This is a genomic window from Gammaproteobacteria bacterium (assembly GCA_029862005.1).
Classification (GTDB): Bacteria; Pseudomonadota; Gammaproteobacteria.
Window position 1 is genome coordinate 18,871 of the sequence record JAOTYD010000021.1, and the last position, 19,712, is coordinate 38,582.

Here is a 19,712-nt window from a genome sequence, read left to right on the forward strand (position 1 = left end):
AGAAAATGACTATTGAACTAGGCGGCAATTCCTACGAGACAGATGAAGAAGGATATCTCGTCAACCTGAGTGATTGGAGTGATGAACTCGCAAACGAAATGGCAAAAGCCGACGGCGCCGTGCTCGACGATAATCACTGGGAAGTGATCAATTTCCTACGTGACTATTACGAGGAATACCAGATTGCACCGGCGGTTCGTGTCTTGACCAAGGCGGTGGGTAAAAAACTCGGCAAAGACAAGGGTACCAGCAAGTACCTGTATGAACTGTTTCCTTACGGGCCGGCCAAGCAGGCCTGTAAGTACGCGGGTCTGCCCAAACCTACCGGCTGCGTCTAAGCTGCGCAGGGCTTATCGTTGGCAAAGGGAGCCACTCCCTTTGCCTTTGATTTAGCAAGCCGGGAGATGACGTGTCCATGTCATTGCTGACGATTGCATTTACGCTGTTATTTTATTTCGCAAGCGCGACGATCCTGATCGGACTAGCCTATCACATCAGGCTTTACGCCGTCACACCAGCCCCACTACGGATTCCAACTACGCCGGCACCGACAACCGCTGCGGGCGTCTTCAGGCGCATGTTCTTTGAGGTAACACTTTTTAATAGCCTGTTCAAATCGAACAAGTGGATCTGGTTGTTCGGCTGGGTATTTCACGCGGCCCTGTTATTCGTGCTGTTGCGTCACCTGCGTTACTTTACCGATCCGGTCTGGTCCTGGGTTGCGTTGATTCAACCCATTGGCAGCTACGCCGCCTTTGCCATGGTTGCCGGCCTCGCGGGCCTCTGGGCACGCCGCTTCCTGGTCGATCGGGTACGCTATATCTCGACACTGTCCGACCATTTAATGCTCGCCCTGCTGGTCGCGATCGGAATCACCGGTCTCGGCATGAAATACGTGGCGCATACCGACATAGTTGCGGTAAAGGCATTCTTCCTTGGCCTGATGTACTTCGACTGGCAGCCGATGCCGAGCGATTTTCTGCTTAACCTGCACCTGTTGCTGGTCGCGCTGCTGATGATTATCTTCCCGTTCAGCAAGTTGCTGCATGCACCGGGAGTATTCTTCAGCCCGACCCGTAATCAAATCGATAACCCGCGTGAAAAACGGCATTTGCCGACACACGAATCGGCCGCCGTCAAACGGGTAGGTCAGGCCGGGTAGTTATCGTGGCAGAATTCGAAACCCCGTCCCTTAAGCCCTACCCCGAGATCCCGCCGATTGAAATCGGCGCCATGGCGCACAGTAAACCCTACGTTGCCAAGGAAGATCTGCAACAGAAAATTGGTTTCCCCGGCGAGCTTGTCGACAACTGGGAACAGGTTGCAATCGATAAAATGGGTGAGTTGGTCAATAACTCAAGGGCGTTGCGCGTGTTTCTCGACAGCTGTGTCAAATGCGGTGCCTGTACCGATAAATGTCACTACTACCTCGGAACCTCGGACCCCAATAACATGCCGGTCGCACGCCAGGACCTGTTTCGCTCAGTTTATCGACGCTATTACACACTGGCCGGTAAATACCTCCCGGGCCTGGTGGGAGCGCGTGATATGGACCAGGGCGTCATCGACGAATGGTATAGTTATTTTCACCAGTGCTCGCAATGTCGGCGCTGCTCGGTTTACTGCCCCTACGGCATTGATACCGCCGAAATTTCGATGGCCGCACGCGAGATCATGGACACCATTGGTGTCGGCCAGAAATACTGCAATGAAATTATCGGCAAAGCACAAACCATCGGTAATAACCTCGGCCTGCCCGAGCCTGCGCTGGCCGATACGCTCGAAGGCCTGGAAGAAGACATCGAGGAAGAAACTGGCGTCACGGTGCGCATGCCGCTTGACGAAAAAGGCGCCGATATTCTGCTGGTGACGCCGTCGGCTGATTTTTTTGCCGAACCCCACGTCGATGGCCTGATTGGCTATGCCAAGGTATTCCACCAGGCCGGATTGAGCTGGACGCTGTCCAGTTACGCCAGCGAGGCGGCCAATTTCGGCATGTTCATCGGCTCTTACGAAAACATGCAGGTACTGGCGCTGCGCATCCGTGAAGCCGCGCTGGAACTCGGTGTCAAGCGCATCATATTTGGTGAATGTGGTCACGCCTGGCGCGTTGCCTACAATTTTCTGAACACGCTCGCGGGCCCGTTCGATTTTCTCGACCCGAATTATCCGATGCCCCAGCATATCTGCGAAGTCACCTACGATTTACTGCAGCGCAAAGCGCTCAGGATGGATCCCTCGGCGAACGACGACATGGTGCTGACCTTTCACGATTCCTGCAATATTGCGCGCGGCTCGCGCATGGGCAATTTCGAAGGTGGACAGTTTGTCATTCCGCGCGAGGTTATCAAGGCCAGCTGCAACCATTTCGTTGACATGCCAGCGGATACCGTCAAGGAGGCCACCTTCTGCTGCGGCGGTGGCGGCGGCCTGTTGACCGACGACTTGGTCGAACTGCGCGTCAAGGGCGCCCTCCCCCGCATGGAGGCGTTGCAGCAGGTCGTGGAACACCATGGTGTCACCCACCTGGCGGCGATTTGCGCGATCTGCAAGAGCCAGTTCAGCAAGATCCTACCCTACTATGGGTTCGAGATGGACCAGGTGGTCAGCATTCACCAGTTAGTCAGTAACGCCATCCAGCTGGGTGGCGAACATTAGATTCAGATAGTTACCAGGAGAATTAAAATGGCAGCGTCAGAAGATGAAGTGAACAAAAAGCTCACCTTCAGGATATACGAGGACGGCGTGCATCGCTGGCGCTCGCTAGGCGAGAATATCTTTAACGAGGACACTTCCTACAAGTGCCCGACCTACGTACACCGGACACCACCCTGCCAGGGCAGCTGCCCCTCCGGAGAAGATGTCCGCGGCTGGCTCAATATCGTACGCGGGATCGAACTTCCGCCTGAAGGCGTCAGCATGTCCGAATACGCGTTTCGCCGCTCGACCGATGCCAATCCGTTTCCTTCCATGATGGGACGCGTTTGCCCGGCACCCTGCGAACAGGGCTGCAATCGAAACAACGTCGATGACTTCGTTGGTATCAATGCGGTCGAGCAGTATATTGGCGACACGGCCAAGAGCGAGGGTTACAATTTTGGCGAAATGCCCAGAGTCGGTAAACACCGGGTTGCCATTATCGGTGGCGGACCAGCCGGTCTGGCGGCGGCCTACCAGCTGCGGCGTAAGGGCATTGCCAGCACCATTATCGACGACCACGACGAGCTCGGCGGCATGTTTCGCTACGGCATACCCGGCTACCGAACCCCGCGCGAATTTCTTGATCATGAAATCAATCGCATCATGGAAATGGGTGATATCGACACCCGCATGGGCACGCGCGTGGGTCGCGATGTCACGATCGAGGAAATCGAAAAGGAATTTGACGCAGTGCTTTGGGCGATTGGCTGCCAGTCGGGCCGGGGGCTGCCACTGAAACATGGTGATGCCCCCAACTGTATCTCCGGCGTGGCGTTCCTCGAGGCCTTCAACAAGGGCGCACTGCAGGTTACCGCTGATCGCGTGGTTTGCGTTGGCGGTGGCGATACCTCGATCGACGTGGTATCGGTGGCGCGCCGCCTGGGAAAAATCGATTCACTGCCAAAAGAGCAGTTGACCGAGTTCGTTGTGGGCGGATTTACCGCCCATGACTCGGCGTACGCAGCCTCCCGTCAGGGCGCCGACGTTACGCTGACCTCGCTGTTCGAAAAAGCTGAAATGACGGCAACCGAGCACGAGGTAGAGGATGCGTTGCGTGAAGGTGTTCGGATTCTCGACGGCGTCATGCCGGTCGAAATTATCGTCAACGACGAGGGGCGGGCAACCGCGCTGAAACTCGCCAAGTGCACCATTGAAAACGGCGCCCCAACCCCGGTCGAGGGCACCGAGTTTGAAGTCGAGTGTGATTTAATCGTTTCCGCGATCGGTCAGGGCGGCAATCTCAGCGGCATCGAGGAAATGGGTAACGAGAGAAACCTGATGGATGCGGACAAGTTTTTCCAGCACCCGCATAAACCGGGCCACTTTGTCGCCGGTGATATCATCCACCCGCACCTGTTAACGACCGCTATCGGACACGCGTCGATCGCGGCCGACAGCATCGAGCGCTACCTTGGTGGCGCCGAGTTCGACAAGCGACCGAAAGTCGACGTGCACCATTTCAATTTACTCAACAAGCTCAAGGAAGTCGATCTCGCCCCAACCGAGTTTGAGCATGAAGGTACCTGGGGTACTGCCGATGCAAAGTTCGCGGTGCACAATTACGAAGACCGCGGCGCCAACGAAATCATTTCGTCAGAGCGCCTGTATCTGTCGCATTTCAACTACGAGGCGCGCCACCTGCGCGAACAGCATGGTCCCGATTCCGAACACGTACTCGGCGACTTTGAAGAGCGCGTCAAATGCCTGAGCGAGGAAGAGGCGGTCGAAGAGGCAGGTCGCTGCATGAGCTGCGGTATGTGCTTCGAGTGCGATAATTGCGTGATTTACTGTCCACAGGACGCGGTTTACCGGGTCAAGAAAGACGAAAAGACCATGGGACGCTATGTGGCGACTGATTATACCCGCTGTATCGGCTGTCATATTTGTGCCGACGTATGCCCTACCGGCTACATCGATATGGCGCTGGGCGATCACTGACGATACCACGGTGAAGATTCCCGCTTCAATGCTACGCTTCCTGATGCTGGCCTGCCTGCTCGGCACTCTGCCCCCGGTCAGCGTCAGTGCGGCGGATGAAAGCACATCGAGCTTCGGACATGTTGTGATCCCTGCCCCGAAAAAACCGGCCGATGCCAGCGAGTGCGTCGAACCGGTCGAGGTAATGCGCCGCGATCACATGGAGTTCCTGCTGCACCAGCGCGATGCCACGGTGCTCGAAGGTGAGCGTAAAACGAAGTACAGCCTGGTCGGTTGTATGGATTGCCATAATCCGTCCGATGCCAGTAGCGAAGTTGTACGTTACGAAAATCCGCGGCACTTCTGTGCCGGTTGCCATGCCTATGCCAGCGTCAAGATCGACTGTTTCGAATGTCATGCCGATCGCGGCCTGGCCCGCTCCGAGCAAAGCCGCCTGATGCTTGAAGAACAGTCGCAAAACCTGTCGGCACATACTTTCAGCCAAAAAATGGTACCAGCCCGTGCCGACTGAACCGGAACCTGTCAAAATACGGCCAGCACGTCGGCAGTTTTTGAAGGGCGCCGCGGCGCTCGCGACCACGATGATCGCGCCCGGCGTTATGCTGTATCAAACGAGCCAGGCCAGCAGCTCGAGTAAACAACCCCGTTGGGGACTGTTGATCGATACCAATATGCTCAACGAGTCCGATATCGATGCTTGCGTCAGCGCGTGCCAGCGCGAACACGGCTGGAGCAGCGCCCCGGGTTCGAAAACCGATGCACAATGGATACGCAAGGTAAAACTCACCGACCCGGAGTCGGGGCATGCGCGTTTTCTACCGATGATGTGCCAGCACTGCGAGGACCCGCCCTGCGTCGATGTCTGTCCCACCGGGGCCTCATTCAAGCGCCAGGATGGCATCGTACTGGTCAACAAGCATACCTGCATCGGCTGCCGCTATTGCATGATGGCATGCCCTTACAAGGCGCGTTCATTTATTCATGAAACCCTTCAAGACCAACTCGCCGTGGCACCACGGGGTAAAGGTACCGTCGAATCCTGCACTCTATGCGTACACCGTATTGATCGCGATGGCGCCAACGCGGAACCCGCCTGCGCCGAAGCCATCAACCAGGGAGATCGCAAGGCGATCTGGTTTGGTGACCTGCACGATCCGCAAAGCGAAATTTCACAGCGATTGCAGGCGCTCGGAGCGATCAAGTTGCGTGCCGACATGGGGCTTAATCCTGGCGTTCGCTACCAGGGGTTATGAAGATGCAGTCATCGTTGCGTTATTCAGAGATCAAAACCAGCAGCCCGGGTTACTGGTCAATCCTGGTTGGGCTGACCGTTATCGCGATGATCGGATTCGCGGCGGCACATCACATGGACACCGAAGGCCATCACATTACCGGTATGACCAACCAGGTTGTCTGGGGCCTGCCACATGTATTTGCAATCTTTCTAATCGTCGCGGCCTCGGGGGCGCTGAACCTGGCATCGATTGCTTCGGTTTTCGGCAAACAGGACTACAAGCCGCTGGCGCGTTTCTCGGCAGTCCTGTCAATTGCGTTACTGGTTGGCGGGCTGGCGATCCTGCTGCTTGATCTCGGGCGTCCGGACCGACTGATTGTCGCGATGACCTACTACAATTTCAAATCGATATTCGCCTGGAACATAATTCTGTATACCGGCTTCATCGTGATCGTACTGGCCTATCTGTGGTTGATGATGGAACGACGCATGCATCGCTGGAGCAAGCCGGCGGGTTTGCTGGCCTTCGCCTGGCGCCTGATCCTGACCACCGGAACCGGCTCGATTTTCGGATTCCTGGTAGCACGCGAAGCCTATGATTCTGCCCTGCTGGCACCCATGTTCATCGTTATGTCTTTTGCATTCGGCCTGGCCGTTTCTATCCTGTTGCTAATGCTCAGCTTCAGGCTTGATCAGCGAGAACTCGCTGACACACACCTGCAACGCCTGCGCAAACTGCTGGGATTATTTACCGCGGCAGTGCTTTACTTCGTTATCGTTTTTCACCTGACCAAGCTTTACGGTACCCAGAATCACGATTTCGAAAGCTTCATCCTGGTCGAAGGTGGAATTTACACGCTGCTGTTCTGGCTTATGCAGATCGGCCTCGGCAACCTGCTGCCGCTGGCACTGGTTTACGCCCCCGGCCTGCAACATTCGAGGCCCGCCCTGGTGGCCGCGAGTTTGCTGGTAATTCTCGGGGCCTTTGCGCAGCTCTATATCATCATCGTCGGGGGCCAGGCCTTTCCACTGAATATTTTTCCGGGCTATATCGTCGAAAGCAGTTTCTTCGATGGTGTGGTTAACGAATATGCTCCCAGCCTGTGGGAGTTACTACTCGGTATCGGTGGGGTCACCAGTGCGATACTGATCGCGCTGCTGGGTATTCGCGTACTGCCGATCATGCCCGAAAGCCTGCCCGCGGAGGTAACCTAGGCAATGCCCTCGTTATTCGTTTCCGCGGCACACAAGTCTTCGGGCAAAACCACGCTCAGCATCGGGCTATGCGCGGCCCTGGTCGAACGTGGTCTCGAAGTGCAGCCGTTTAAAAAAGGTCCGGACTATATCGATCCTATCTGGCTTGGAATAGCGGCACGAAAACCCTGTTATAACCTCGATTTTTTCATTGCTGGAAGACAGGAAACTATCGACGACTACTGCCATCGTGGTCGGGCGGCTGATATCTGCCTGATCGAAGGTAACAAGGGCCTGCATGATGGGCTCGATCTGGACGGCAGCAATAGCAATGCCGCGCTGGCAAAGGCGCTGCATAGCCCGGTCATCATGATTGTCGATGCCCGCGGTACCATGCGCGGCATCGCACCCCTGTTAATCGGATACCAAGTATTCGACAAACAGGTCAACATCGCCGGTGTCATCGCCAACATGACCGGTGGCAAGCGACACGAATCCAAGCTGCGCGCGGCGGTTGAAGAATATACCGATATTCCGTTCCTGGGTGCGCTTGAAAAAGATGCATCCATCGGTTTGAACGAGCGCCATCTCGGCTTGATCCCGGGTTACGAGGATCCTGAATCGAAACAGAAAATCGCCAGCATTGCACGCGCGGTCAGCGATAATGTCGACCTCGATAAACTGATCGACATTGCCCAACAGGCAAAGCCAGTGAAATCCGCATCATCGCCATTGCTGCAAAAATCCGAATTCGCCGGGTTACGCATCGGCATCGCGCAGGACCGTGCCTTTGGTTTTTATTACCCCGGTGATCTCGAAGCATTCCGCCAGGCCGGCGTCCAGCTGGTTTCGATTGACACCATTCGCGATAAATTCTTGCCCCCTGTCGATGGACTATTTATCGGCGGCGGCTTTCCCGAGCGTCACGCTGTCGCGCTTAGCGCTAATGGGACGATGCGCGAATCGATAAAAAACGCAATCGAAACCGGCCTCCCCGCTTATGCCGAGTGCGGTGGCCTGATGTACCTGTCTAACAGCCTGACCTGGAACCAGGCCAGATATGACATGGTCGGTGTCATTGATGCAGAATCAGTCATGCATGAAAAGCCCCAGGGTCGCGGCTATGTCAAGCTGCACGAGATCCAGAACCAGCATCCCTGGGCATTGCAAGGCCTGGTGGGTAAAAATCTGCACGCGCATGAATTTCACTACTCATCGCTGCAGGGCCTGCCCAGCGGAAACAACTTTGCCTACGAAGTACTCCGCGGCAAGGGGATTCAGGAGCACCGTGACGGATTAATCTACAAGAATTTACTAGCCTCTTATACGCACCTGCGCAATACCGCGGCCAATCCCTGGGTTAAGTACTTTTTGCATTTTGTGCAATCCAGGAAAACATCGTCGGCAAGCGGGGTCGCCAACGTGCGTTAAATACCGCGATGATTAGCCTCTCAACAACTGCGCTTGAACAGATCAAGTTATCCGCCAACCAGGGCGATAACGATTCCTTGCCGTTGCGTATCGCTATCAAGGAACAGGATGATGGCAGTTTTCACTATGCCATGGGCTTCGATGAGCAGCGGCTACCGGGCGACAACTTTCTGAACTTTGACGGCGTCAACCTGGTGGTATCCGAGGGCAGCAAAGACCTGGCCGAGGGCATGACGATCGATTTTGTCGAGTTGGAGCCCGGCAATTCCCAGTTCATCTTTCTCAATCCCAACGACCCCACCTATGTCCCCCCGAAAAAATAACAATTACCGCCCGCTGGTTTGATCTAGCGGCTAAAACGGTATACTGACGGGCACCAGGGAGCAATGAAACCACACACTTTAACCGAATTACTCCTTATGCCTGAAAACGATCCTCTATTTCTGCGCAAGACAAACCTGTTCAACGCCTGGTTTGTTCGACTGGATAAGGAAAAACGAAATCTCCTTAAAAGTGGCCGCTTTCGCCTGCTGTTCCTGTCCTTTGCTATTCTGATCCTGCTGCTGCTTAACCTGCTCGGCGTGGTAAAACCCGAAAGCCAGATCGCGATCAGCCTGACAGACTATGTCGTCTGGCTGCATACCTTTGAGATTGTTTTGCTGATCCTTTTGTTCTGGGAAATCTGGCGCGAATTACTGAAACCACTGTTGCGGCTGTGCGACTGGGCGGACCTGATGCGCGGCGTCAATCTCGATGCGCAGGTTGAGCTCGAACCCGGCAGTGATTTCTCCGAGTTGGCCCGTGATATCAACATGCTCGGTAACATGATCAAGAACCTGTCGCGAGACACCGAAGTCCAGTTGGAGAAACATACCGATCACATCTCGCGAGAATCGAGATCGCTGGCGATTCTTTACGACGTGGCATCCACGATAAACCTGTCGCGTGACGTTACCGAACTGTTCGCAAAATCGCTTGAATCGCTGTGCAACAATTTAAACGCCAGCGCCGGAATAATTCGTCAGTTCAAGGGCAAAAACAAAAAGGATATTGTCGCTTCGATCGGGGATATCAATCATACCTTCCTCGCCAGCGCCGATCATTTTCTTTCGATTGAAGACCCGTCTAACAATATCAAGCTTGATCGCATTTTCCGCGTCGATCACCTTAACCGTGAAACCGTTTTTGGCCCGGGCAGTGAACCGCGGCAGGAGATGTTACTGGTGCTCTCGGTTGTTTTGCAGTATCGGGAAGGCATCCTCGGTGCAATCCATTTATTTTTTCCCGACGATAATTCGGTCGATCTTGAAGACTACACCGAGCTGTTGCTCAGTATTGGCCAGCACCTGGGCAGTGCCGTGGAAAAGTTTCGCCTGCTCGAGGAAGAAAGCGAATTGCTGGTTATACAGGAACGGACGCGCCTTTCACATGAACTTCATGATTCACTGGCTCAAACCATCGCCAGTTTACGCATCCAGATAAGAGTCATCGACGAAACCTTTCACACCAATGACGAAAAAAGTATCTGGCACCAGATGGAGCGGATCGAGTACACCATCGACCAGGCGAATAACCAGTTACGCGAACTCATCGCCCATTTCCGGGTACCGATGAACGAACAGGGATTGATCGCCTCAATCGAGGAAACCGTTCGACGCACCCAGGAAGAATTGGGCATTCCAGTCTATTTCCAGAACGAGTGGCCGGAGCAGGAGTTCTCCGCCGAGGTCGAGCTCAATGTGCTGCGCATTGTTCAGGAATGCCTGGTCAATATTCGCAAGCATAGCCAGGCGGAAGTCGTGCGAGTATTACTCAGTTACCGTGACGGTAACAATATCGTGTTAATCGAGGACGACGGTATCGGATTCGAAGAATCGTCAATCATATCCGCGGGTGGCCGGCACCTGGGCCTGAATATACTGCGCGACCGGGCGAAAGAAATTAACGCCAGCCTCGATATTGAAAGTGAGCCCGGTGACGGCACCCGTATCCATCTGCAATTCAGGGCCAAGCCGGTCGACGAACTGCTCGAATCGACCGGTTAAAATGATGGCGAAACGAATCTCACTCTCGCGAGCGGCTCGACTTGTCGGGGTGAAACGTGGCGTGCTGCAACAAAAAATAAGGGCGGGAGAGTTGCAAACCTTTGAAGGTGATATTGTGCTATCGGACCTGCTGCATGCCTATCCGAATGCTCAGGTCGAGGATTCCAGCATGCTCGAGCGGGTTGAACAAATCATCGAGCAAGCCACCTTCATCAATCCCGACAGCATCGCGCGCAAGCCAGATAATGTCGCACTGACGGCGCGTATCATGTCCCTGAGCGAAGACCTGTCGCGACAAAAACGACTGCTGGGTCGATACCAGCGTTTTACCGACGAGCTACGCAGCGAAATCGGGAGGCTTGCAACACAGCCTGACGGCATGCAGCAACTGGATACGTGGGTCGAAGAAGCGACGGCCAGAATTTCGACTGACGATGATACAATAGACCAACCATTCGCTAATGAAACGTTCTTACGAGTTATGTCAGCACAGGCAACAGTCATACCCAGCGGTCACGAATTTTTCGTCGAAGGCGCTGAATCGATTCTCGAAGCAGGCCTGCGTGGAGGACTGGCGCTCAACTATGGCTGCAGTAATGGAAACTGCGGCCTGTGCAAAATCAGGGTGGTGTCCGGGGAAACCCGCAAAATAAAATATCATGACTATGTTTTGACCGAGGCTGAAAAAGGCATCGGTTATATCCTGGGTTGCTGTAATACTGCGATTTCCGATGTCGTGCTCGAGGCCGACGAGGCACAAAGCACCAATGATATCCCTACCCAGAACATCCCAATCCGGATAAAGAGAATCGATCACCCAAACCCGGAAGTTTTAATCGTCAGCACGCGCACACCGCGCACCAGCCGTTTACGATTTCTTGCCGGCCAGCGTGCAACGCTATCCATCGATAACGTCGGCTCGGGATTTTACCCGATCGCGAGCTGTCCCTGCGATGATATGAATTTACAGTTCCATATCGGGCTCGACCAGCAGGATCCGGTCGCCAGCTACCTGGACGCTTCGGCAAAGGCAAATGACCTGTTAACGCTGGAAGGGCCGGTTGGCTCATTCGTGCTCAATGAAAACTCCCCGAATTCACTGATATTCATTGCCGAGGGCATCGGATTCGCGTCTATTAAAGGCCTGATCGAACACGCGATGGCGCTCGATGTCGCTGAAAAGATCTTCCTGTTCTGGATTGCAGGCAGCGATGATAGCCATTATCTCAACAATCTTTGTCGGGCCTGGAACGATGCCCTGGATAACTTTGAATATGTTCCGTTAAACGTTGACGCTGGGGAACATCCCGGCGACAGCATCCTCGAGCAGCTCAACGGGGACGATCCCTCGGAATTCGATTACTATCTCTGCAGCGGCGCCGATATCAGGGCCGGAGTGGAGGAATTTATTGAAACGCGCTCGATTCCGAGGCAACAGGTTTTGCTCGAAACAATATAGACTGAAGGATTTTCATCATGAGTTTAAAAGTGCTATTAATCGACGACCACATGCTGTTCCGCGAAGGCTTGATCAGCCTGCTGCAGCGGCGCAATATTGAAGTCCTGGCAGCGGTGGGTGACGGCAACGAAGGCATCAAGCTGGCGCAGGAATTGAAGCCTGACATTATCCTGCTTGATAAACGCATGCCGATCGTCGACGGCATCAGCGTTCTAAAGCATTTGAAAAAACTCGGCCTGACCATGCCGATCGTGATGTTAACGACAAGCTCGAACGAGCAGGACCTGCTCGACGCCCTCAAGGCTGGTGCAAGCGGCTACCTGCTGAAGGATATGGAACCCGATGGCCTGGTATCCGCATTACGCGATATTCACGCCGGCAAAACCGTTGTGGCGCCACCGCTTACCTCTGTACTGGTACGCTTCGTCAAGGGCGATATGACAGTATCGCAATCCAAGGGGCCGTTCAGCGAGCTGACCCCGCGCGAAAGTGAAATCCTCGAACTGATGGCCGAAGGCCAGGGCAACAAGCTGATCGCACGCAATCTCGGTATATCTGATGGAACCGTAAAACTGCATGTTAAGGCCGTACTGAGAAAGTTGAATGTGCATTCACGCGTCGAGGCCGCTGTTATGTACATCGAGCACATTCACCGCGTCGCCGACCCGATAGAGGAATAAGTCGGTTATAAACATAGACTGTTTATGAACCTGCTTTGGTGGCAATTTGACACAGGATATAATCATCATATTCAGGGACAGTTAAACTGTTTCAAGTAATAAGCGGAGAAACTATTATGATGCCGATTACCGTCGAATTTATTGCGAAAGATGGCGACACATCCTTCAAGGAGGATAGCGTCACATTTGGTAATCCGGAGGAACTTTTTGATTATATAAGGCCAGGTGGTGGCTGTGAGCACATGCCTTCCGACCTGGGCGAAATTCAGATGGTTTTCCTGCCCCCGGAACATCCAAATATCACCAATCCAATCGCGGATAAACGCGTCACGCTACAACTGGGAATCGTGTTGATCACGGGTCCCCTGTCAACTATCGTGCAAACCGCACAGGAAGTAATCGACAAGGTAGGACGGGGCGAGGTTTCAGAAGCTTTCATGGCCGTAATCGGCGCCAATTACTGACTCGCGCAATCGCCGACCTTAATTCCCGGATGTATGACCGGGATTTAGCAGGTAATATTACCCGCAACCGGGCCGGTTACGCATTCAATTGTCACAGCGTGGGCCCCCAATAACCGACAGCGAGACAGATCATTGAATAAAGGCTTCATCCCCGCAGTAATGGCAATCGTCTTTGCCGCGTTTCTGATACTACCAGTGGCCATGGCGCAAACGGAATCGCCAGAGCCGACCCAGGCTACGTCCCAGAATGCCGAGACTCAACATGCCCAGGCGCTACGCAAACTGCTCGCAATAAGAGTGGCACTCGAGGAAAAACGCGAGCAGGTTCGAATCCTGCTGGATCAACTGCAGGACGCCGACGAGTCCGAGCGGGAAAAGATCAACGCACGGATCGCAACACTGAGAGAAACCATCGACGAACTGACGAAATCCTTCGAAAACATAGCCGTAAGCGGCGCAAATCTGCGCAACCTGACCGACACCTCCGACGGCAAACTGGACTGGCGAGACGAGCTGCTCCAGATCGCCCAGCCGCTGCTCAATAGTCTGAAAGAGGCAACCGAGAAACCTCGTCGAATCGAAGAACTGCGCAGCACAATCAGCCTGTACGAACAGCAACTCGAAATGGCGCGGAAAGCGACCGGTTCAATTGAAGTTTACAACCAGTACGAGATGCCGCCGGCAGTCGCTGACGGGCTGGCAAATGTCGCTGCCTCCTGGCGCGAACGCAGCGAAGATATCGAACGTTCACTCGAAATCTCGCGTGTCGAGTTGCGCAATCTCGAGCAGGAGAAAATCGATTTACTGGCGACAATAAGTGATGTCGTAAACGATTTTTTACTTGGGCGTGGCCTTACTTTACTCATCGCTATCGTCACCGGTTTCGTCATATGGTTTTTGATGCGCGCGCTGCGCCGACTGGTAAAGTCCTGGCGCCACCCGGCGCAGCATCCAGATCACGTCGCGAAAATCCGCCTGTTACTCTACGGCTACCACCTGCTGACGATGTTACTCGTGTCGCTGGCCGTACTATCGGTGTTCTACATACGCGGCGATCTGCTACTACTGACTTTATCAATCATCGCTCTGGTCATGCTCACGCTCGGTGCCTGGCGCTACCTGCCACGCTACGTCCAGGAAGCCCGGTTGTTGCTCAACATTGCCGCCGCGCGCGAGGGAGAGAGGGTCATTTATAATGGACTGCCGTTTCGCATTGTCTCGCTTAACCTGTATTCCGAGTTGCGCAATCCTGATCTGGAGGGCGCGATCCGCCTGCCGTTATCGGCGCTTACCGAACTGACCTCACGACCCCGCACCGATGAAGACTGGTTTCCCTGTCAGACCGGGGACTACGTGCTGCTGCCGGACGGCGCCTTTGGCCAGGTTCTCCAGCAGACGGTGGAACTGGTTCGCCTCAAAGTAGTTGGCAGCATCGTGCAATTTAGCGCCGCTGATTTTTTACAGCTTAATGTCCGCAATCTCTCGCGCGAGGGTTTCGGCGTCATCGTGGTATTCGGGATCGACTATCAGCACCAGGAGATTTCGCTCGACCGGGTGCCGAAACGCTTCAAGGACGGGCTCTCAGCTGCGTTCAGGGATGCCGGTTACGAGGATGAGCTGAAAGACCTCGTGGTGGAATTTAAAGAGGCGGGCACCAATTCGCTGGATTATCTGATCTACGCGACAATGGAAGGCCGCGTCGCCGCCTCGTATTTCGCAATTGCGCGGCTGATACAACAAACCTGCGTGGATATTTGTAATCACGAGGGCTGGATCATTCCGTTCACCCAGTTGACGATTCACCAGGCCGACGCGTCGACACAGGACGATATGACTGCGAGCTTGCCGCAGCCGGTTTGATGTATTCCGCGGGTTAAATGCAGGCGCTTACCGCCCGGTTTTCTAAACAATCAAGATAACCAGAATGATTATCAGTAACAGGTTGGTTGTGCTCACCCCTGCCCCGGCGGGGAGTTCCGAGATTTGTCCCCGCAGGTCGGAAATTTGCTGGTCGGTCATCAGGTTAACCCGCTCAATTGCATCGGCAGGATCAACACCTAACTTGATGAGTTGCTGTTCAACATGATCGCGTTTGGCAACGTATTCGACTAGCCGTGCACGTTCCGGTTCAGCATTAAACTGAGGTGTTGCCACCATCGCTGCATACGCGCCTGGTGCGGATAGCCACAACACCGCTACCAGTATTATTTTTCCTGTGTATTTCATTGTCGTCTGCTCCCGAGATTTCTATTCAGTTTCCGTTTGAAAAACACCCTTTTCAGAAACAAGCATAGTTCATCTTGCGAAGCCTGCATCCTGAAAACTAGAGATGCTGGTACGGGACTTATAGATCACCGCGCATCGGCAGACGACCAAAGTTGATTCTTGATAACAGATTTACTCGTTGAGCATTTCAGATCCAAATCACATTTTGAGACGTAAGCATGTGGTAATTGTAAATTTCTAAAAACTGGCATTTATCTATGAAAACAACAACCTTCTTAACAGGCATTACACTGGTCCTGATTTATGCAAGCGCGGTTAACTCAGGCAACATAGAAGCACAGGACGAGCAAATGCAGATTGACCAGTTTAAGGTCGAGGCTTTAAATGGCAATGAGAAACTGCAACTGAAACTGGCCTCGATATATATGCATGGAAAGGGGGGCGTTACCGCAGACATCGAGCAAGCTATTTATTGGTATACGGTTGCGGCCGGGCAGAACGTCGGATACGCGCAACAAATACTTGCTCATATCTATCTTCAGGGAATCGGGGTGGAACAAAGCCATGAGAAGGCATTGTATTGGCTAACCAGGGCCGCAAATCTCGGGTTTGTCGAAGCGCAACTTGAATTGAGCTCGCTGTACGAAATCGGTATCGTGGTACCGCAGGATCTTGTCAGTGCGCATAAATGGTTGGGTATAGCCGAATTGCTCGCAGAGCTGGACGTCGAGACCCGACTGGCCGGACTCGAAGATAAAATGTCCTGGGTTCAACTAGCAAGGTCAAAATATCTTTCACGCAAATGTATTTTGCAGGAATACAAGGATTGTTAACTGGTTGTCGACGTATCCCCTGCCCCACAGGCTCTGCTACTTAAGTAGAACTTCATGGCTCGAAGAGTCGTTAGCGAGTGCTCGATCTCCCCTCAGCCAATAGTGAATCCAGAACCGGACACCACATCCATTATCCTTTCCAGCGGCAGGTAGAGGTATTTTGTCGCTGACTTGGTTACCATGTGACAAGATTTGCAGTGTAAATCGGTTGAATTACGGGAGATTTGACAGGCCGCACCCGAATTCGGGTATAACCAAAAATCATGGCATCGATGGAATATTTTCAACTGACCGAAAACAGTGATTTGCCCAATATCGAGCAATTCGCACCGTTCAAGGTGGTGCTCGCAATCGAGAATCCGACCAGTCGCGATCGGCAACTGGAGATTTCCAACTGGCTGGTTCGGGCGGGTGGCAAATACGTAATGATATGCGGCGAGGATTGTGAAAGCTGGGAGCAAATCATCCGACAGGTAAACCTGGACCAGGTCGACCTAGACCACATGCAGCCCGGGGAATTCGTGATGATCACGGTCCACAAGCACGAGAGACTGCGCAACGTGTTCTGGCATGCAAAGAAACATGCGCATCACACCCACGTGAAATTTGATCACATCCTGACGATTCATATCGGTAACCAGAATCGATCTGTGGAATATCAATCCATGTTCGGCAAAGCCTAGGACCGGTCAGACAGTCACCCGGAGATCAGGCCTAAGTTTTACCGATACCAGGAATCGAAATGGGTACATTTCAGCCGTGTCGATCCTTTAATTTTCCGTATTGTATACCGGTGATTTCATCGTAAAGCCGCGGGATTAATTCGCCGGGCGGTGCTGTAGTTGGAGGTTGATCTCAATCAAGAATTCGGTTTTTAAAGGGTTTAGCCTTATTATATTGGATTGATTGCTTCGGGGGCACATCCAGATTATGGATAGCACTGCAATTGAAAAGCTCACTAGGGTGAGTAAATAACCATGCCGGCTTCAGAGATCGTCTTTATATTGGTGGTTCTGCTGGGTATAGCCATGGTGGTTACCGGTACCTGCCGTAACCTGCCGGTTCCGTTCACGGTAATCCTCGTCCTGATTGGCATGCTGTTAGGCGACCTGTCCCACCGGCTGCATTTCATGGAACCCCTGCAGGGATTTACTCTTAGCCCTGAAATCATGTTATTCGTATTTCTTCCAGCACTGATATTCGAATCCGGGTTTGCGCTGGACGCACGCCAGATGATTAAGGATTTGCCGCCGATATTGATTCTCGCGATACCCGCGATGCTCATGTCCACGTTTGTGGTTGGACTCGGAGTCTGGTGGGCACTCGATGTCAAGCTGATCGTGGCCCTGGTGTTCGGCGCATTAATCTCCGCTACCGACCCGGTCGCGGTGGTTGCGCTTTTTAAGGAACTGGGCGCCCCGAACCGCCTGAATGTCCTGGTCGAGGGCGAATCCCTGCTTAACGACGCTACCGCCATCGTGGCTTTTACGATTTTGCTCGGCATAGCCGTAGAGGGCGGCGGTATCGGCTGGTCCGATGCCGACAACGTGTTCCTGGAATTCCTCAGGGTGTTTATCGGGGGCGCCTTGTTCGGCGCCTTGCTGGGATTCGTGGTCTGTGAATTGTTATATCGAATGCATAGCGGAATCAGCGTTATTCTGACGTCTTCGATCATCATCGCCTACGCGAGCTTCGTCATTGCCGAGCACAGTTTCCACGTATCTGGTGTCATGGCCGTAGTTGGATCCGCAATTGCCCTGAGGCGATTCGGGGTCACGCGGTTTCGCCAGGATACAACCCATTCCATCCACGAGGTCTGGGAAGTCATCGCCCTGTCCTGTAATTCGCTGCTGTTTTTACTGGTGGGATTATCGATCAGCATCGGCACGCTTTTTAACCAGCTCGGGCCAATAGCGATCGCGATCGCCCTGGTGCTAAGTGCACGAGCACTCTCTATCTACAGCCTGGTTCCGCTCGCTGTCAAAAGGTTTAAGCTACCGCACATCAGCATGGGCGAACGCCACATCATGTGGTGGGGCGGCCTTAAGGGTGGCCTCGCGATCGCGGTTGTACTCTCGATCCCGAGTGACCTGCCCGAGCGTCAGTTTCTGTTCGAAGTCACGCTCGGAGTCGTCCTGTTTACCCTGTTGATCAGCGCGCCCACGATACGCCCGCTGATGCATTTTCTTGGATTAAGCGAGTTTTCCAGGGGAGAAGAACTGGAGTATCGAAACTCGCTTCAAGGTGCCGAAGAGACTTCCCAGAAATATTTGTCGAACCTGTCCGCGAGCAAAATTATTCCGCGGGGTACGGTGGCTCCTCTGCAGGAGCAGATTCACCAAACATTTTCCACCGGGATCGACGATGACGAAATAAAAGCGCACGAGAACGATGAGTATTTCGCCGAATTCAGGGCTTATCGAGTAGAGAGAGAATCTTTGAAATCGCTCTACGAGACCGGCGTTATCAGCCAGTATATATACCTCGATATGAACAACAGGTTGCATGCAGTGCAGGAATCGCTGCGCCTGGGTGAAGCCGGGATTGGCGAGGTAGACCAGTCGGAGGAACTCACTTTGTTTCAAAGACTCGAGATATTCGTGCTGGGTAAAATTCGTGAAAAGACCTGGCTTGCCGGTTGGCTTTCAAAATACCAGGAACAAAGAACGGTGCATCGAGTGCAACGCAACCTGGCGCATATCCTGTCAAGTGACGCCGTGATAGCAATGCTTAACCGGCAGGATGATTTGCTTGTAGACGCCAGAAACAATGTAATATCTGCCTACGAGGACCGCAAAAAATACTACCGTAAACAACTCAAGCAAATCAGAAAATACTATCCAAAATACTATTTGCAATTTCTCGGACGACTGACGACACGGTCAATGATCAACAGTGGCTGGAACCGGGTAAAGGCAGAGTTCGCCCATGGTGATCTCTCTGCCAAGGGCTTCAACCTGATACAGGACAGGGTAGTATCTGTGTTGGCGGAGGTCGACAAGTCGCCGCTCATTTTCTCGAAAACGGTTAGCACCATATCCGAATACCTCGAAGATATTGATCTGTTCCATGACTTAACCGACCGGGATTACCTGTTTCTCGAGGAAAACGCTTCAATTGTCACCTTCCTGGCTGGCGATACCATCATGGGCCGCTTTGAAGCGGGTATAGATTTCTACGTGCTGGTCGACGGCAAGGCGACCGTCTGGATCAAGGATGCATTCAGTCGCGAGCAGTTCATGGCTGAGTTCCTGAAGGGAGACTTTATGGGCGAGTCCGGCTTGCTGGCAAAGCAAAAAAACCGCAAACATCACCGCAGTGCCACGATCAAGGCAGAGACACCCTGCACATTAATCAGGATCTCGCCCGACACGATGTCGCGGATCCTGTGGAAGTATCCAAAAATTCTGGAGGAGATACGCGAGATCAACGAGGCCCGTTTAAGCGTACGGCCGAAGAGCACCGATGAGCTACGTGTCTACAAACCCCATAAAAAGCATTAACCAGG

General features: G+C 53.4%; 18 protein-coding genes. 17 read left to right on the plus strand and 1 reads right to left on the minus strand.

All coding sequences use genetic code 11. The annotated features are described in order from the left end of the window. Positions 1-5: 5 nt before the first annotated feature. From OES20_13155 to OES20_13220, 14 genes are all read left to right on the plus strand, one after another. Positions 6-338 carry a TusE/DsrC/DsvC family sulfur relay protein gene (locus tag OES20_13155; protein MDH3635640.1) on the plus strand — a complete coding sequence of 111 codons (333 nt, stop codon included), beginning with the start codon at positions 6-8 and terminating at the stop codon, positions 336-338. 77 nt (positions 339-415) lie between these two features. Beyond that, a complete protein-coding gene (locus OES20_13160) occupies positions 416-1,162 on the plus strand; it encodes a respiratory nitrate reductase subunit gamma (protein ID MDH3635641.1) in 747 nt (248 codons plus the stop codon). 5 nt (positions 1,163-1,167) lie between these two features. Then, complete coding sequence (locus OES20_13165; GenBank protein MDH3635642.1) at positions 1,168-2,658, plus strand: (Fe-S)-binding protein; 1,491 nt, start codon at positions 1,168-1,170, stop codon at positions 2,656-2,658. A 27-nt stretch (positions 2,659-2,685) separates the two neighbouring features. Continuing rightward, positions 2,686-4,638, plus strand: a complete 1,953-nt coding sequence (locus OES20_13170; protein ID MDH3635643.1) for an NAD(P)-binding protein — start codon at positions 2,686-2,688, stop codon at positions 4,636-4,638. A 10-nt stretch (positions 4,639-4,648) separates the two neighbouring features. After that, positions 4,649-5,149: a hypothetical protein gene (locus OES20_13175; GenBank protein MDH3635644.1), complete on the plus strand. Its 501-nt coding sequence runs from the start codon at positions 4,649-4,651 to the stop codon at positions 5,147-5,149. A 70-nt stretch (positions 5,150-5,219) separates the two neighbouring features. Further along, complete coding sequence (locus tag OES20_13180; GenBank protein ID MDH3635645.1) at positions 5,220-5,891, plus strand: 4Fe-4S dicluster domain-containing protein; 672 nt, start codon at positions 5,220-5,222, stop codon at positions 5,889-5,891. Between the two features lie 2 nt (positions 5,892-5,893). Beyond that, the gene (nrfD, locus tag OES20_13185; protein ID MDH3635646.1) at positions 5,894-7,087 is read left to right on the plus strand and encodes a polysulfide reductase NrfD; all 1,194 of its coding nucleotides are present in this window, start codon (positions 5,894-5,896) and stop codon (positions 7,085-7,087) included. A 3-nt stretch (positions 7,088-7,090) separates the two neighbouring features. Next, positions 7,091-8,497, plus strand: coding sequence for a hydrogenobyrinic acid a,c-diamide synthase (glutamine-hydrolyzing) (gene cobB, locus OES20_13190; GenBank protein ID MDH3635647.1), 1,407 nt, complete (start codon positions 7,091-7,093; stop codon positions 8,495-8,497). A gap of 8 nt (positions 8,498-8,505) precedes the next feature. Continuing rightward, entirely contained in the window at positions 8,506-8,820 is a 315-nt protein-coding gene (locus OES20_13195; GenBank protein MDH3635648.1) for a Fe-S cluster assembly protein HesB, read from the plus strand. Between the two features lie 96 nt (positions 8,821-8,916). Then, entirely contained in the window at positions 8,917-10,542 is a 1,626-nt protein-coding gene (locus OES20_13200; protein MDH3635649.1) for a histidine kinase, read from the plus strand. 4 nt (positions 10,543-10,546) lie between these two features. After that, positions 10,547-12,001: a 2Fe-2S iron-sulfur cluster-binding protein gene (locus OES20_13205; protein MDH3635650.1), complete on the plus strand. Its 1,455-nt coding sequence runs from the start codon at positions 10,547-10,549 to the stop codon at positions 11,999-12,001. A 17-nt stretch (positions 12,002-12,018) separates the two neighbouring features. Then, on the plus strand, positions 12,019-12,681 hold the full coding sequence (locus OES20_13210) for a response regulator (protein MDH3635651.1): 663 nt from the start codon (positions 12,019-12,021) through the stop codon (positions 12,679-12,681). 116 nt (positions 12,682-12,797) lie between these two features. Continuing rightward, positions 12,798-13,145 (plus strand): hypothetical protein, encoded by a 348-nt coding sequence (locus OES20_13215; protein ID MDH3635652.1) that lies wholly within the window; start codon positions 12,798-12,800, stop codon positions 13,143-13,145. 159 nt (positions 13,146-13,304) lie between these two features. Continuing rightward, positions 13,305-15,005 (plus strand): hypothetical protein, encoded by a 1,701-nt coding sequence (locus tag OES20_13220; protein ID MDH3635653.1) that lies wholly within the window; start codon positions 13,305-13,307, stop codon positions 15,003-15,005. A gap of 42 nt (positions 15,006-15,047) precedes the next feature. Here OES20_13220 and OES20_13225 read toward each other — a convergent pair whose 3' ends face one another. After that, a complete protein-coding gene (locus OES20_13225; protein ID MDH3635654.1) occupies positions 15,048-15,371 on the minus strand; it encodes a PA2779 family protein in 324 nt (107 codons plus the stop codon). Between the two features lie 257 nt (positions 15,372-15,628). Here OES20_13225 and OES20_13230 point away from each other — a divergent pair, with 257 nt between their 5' ends. The 3 genes from OES20_13230 (at position 15,629) to OES20_13240 (ending at position 19,707) form a co-directional block, all read left to right on the plus strand. Beyond that, complete coding sequence (locus OES20_13230; GenBank protein ID MDH3635655.1) at positions 15,629-16,204, plus strand: sel1 repeat family protein; 576 nt, start codon at positions 15,629-15,631, stop codon at positions 16,202-16,204. Positions 16,205-16,467: 263 nt separating this feature from the next. Further along, positions 16,468-16,887, plus strand: a complete 420-nt coding sequence (locus OES20_13235) for a hypothetical protein (protein ID MDH3635656.1) — start codon at positions 16,468-16,470, stop codon at positions 16,885-16,887. A gap of 294 nt (positions 16,888-17,181) precedes the next feature. After that, the gene (locus OES20_13240) at positions 17,182-19,707 is read left to right on the plus strand and encodes a cation:proton antiporter (protein MDH3635657.1); all 2,526 of its coding nucleotides are present in this window, start codon (positions 17,182-17,184) and stop codon (positions 19,705-19,707) included. Positions 19,708-19,712 lie beyond the last annotated feature (5 nt).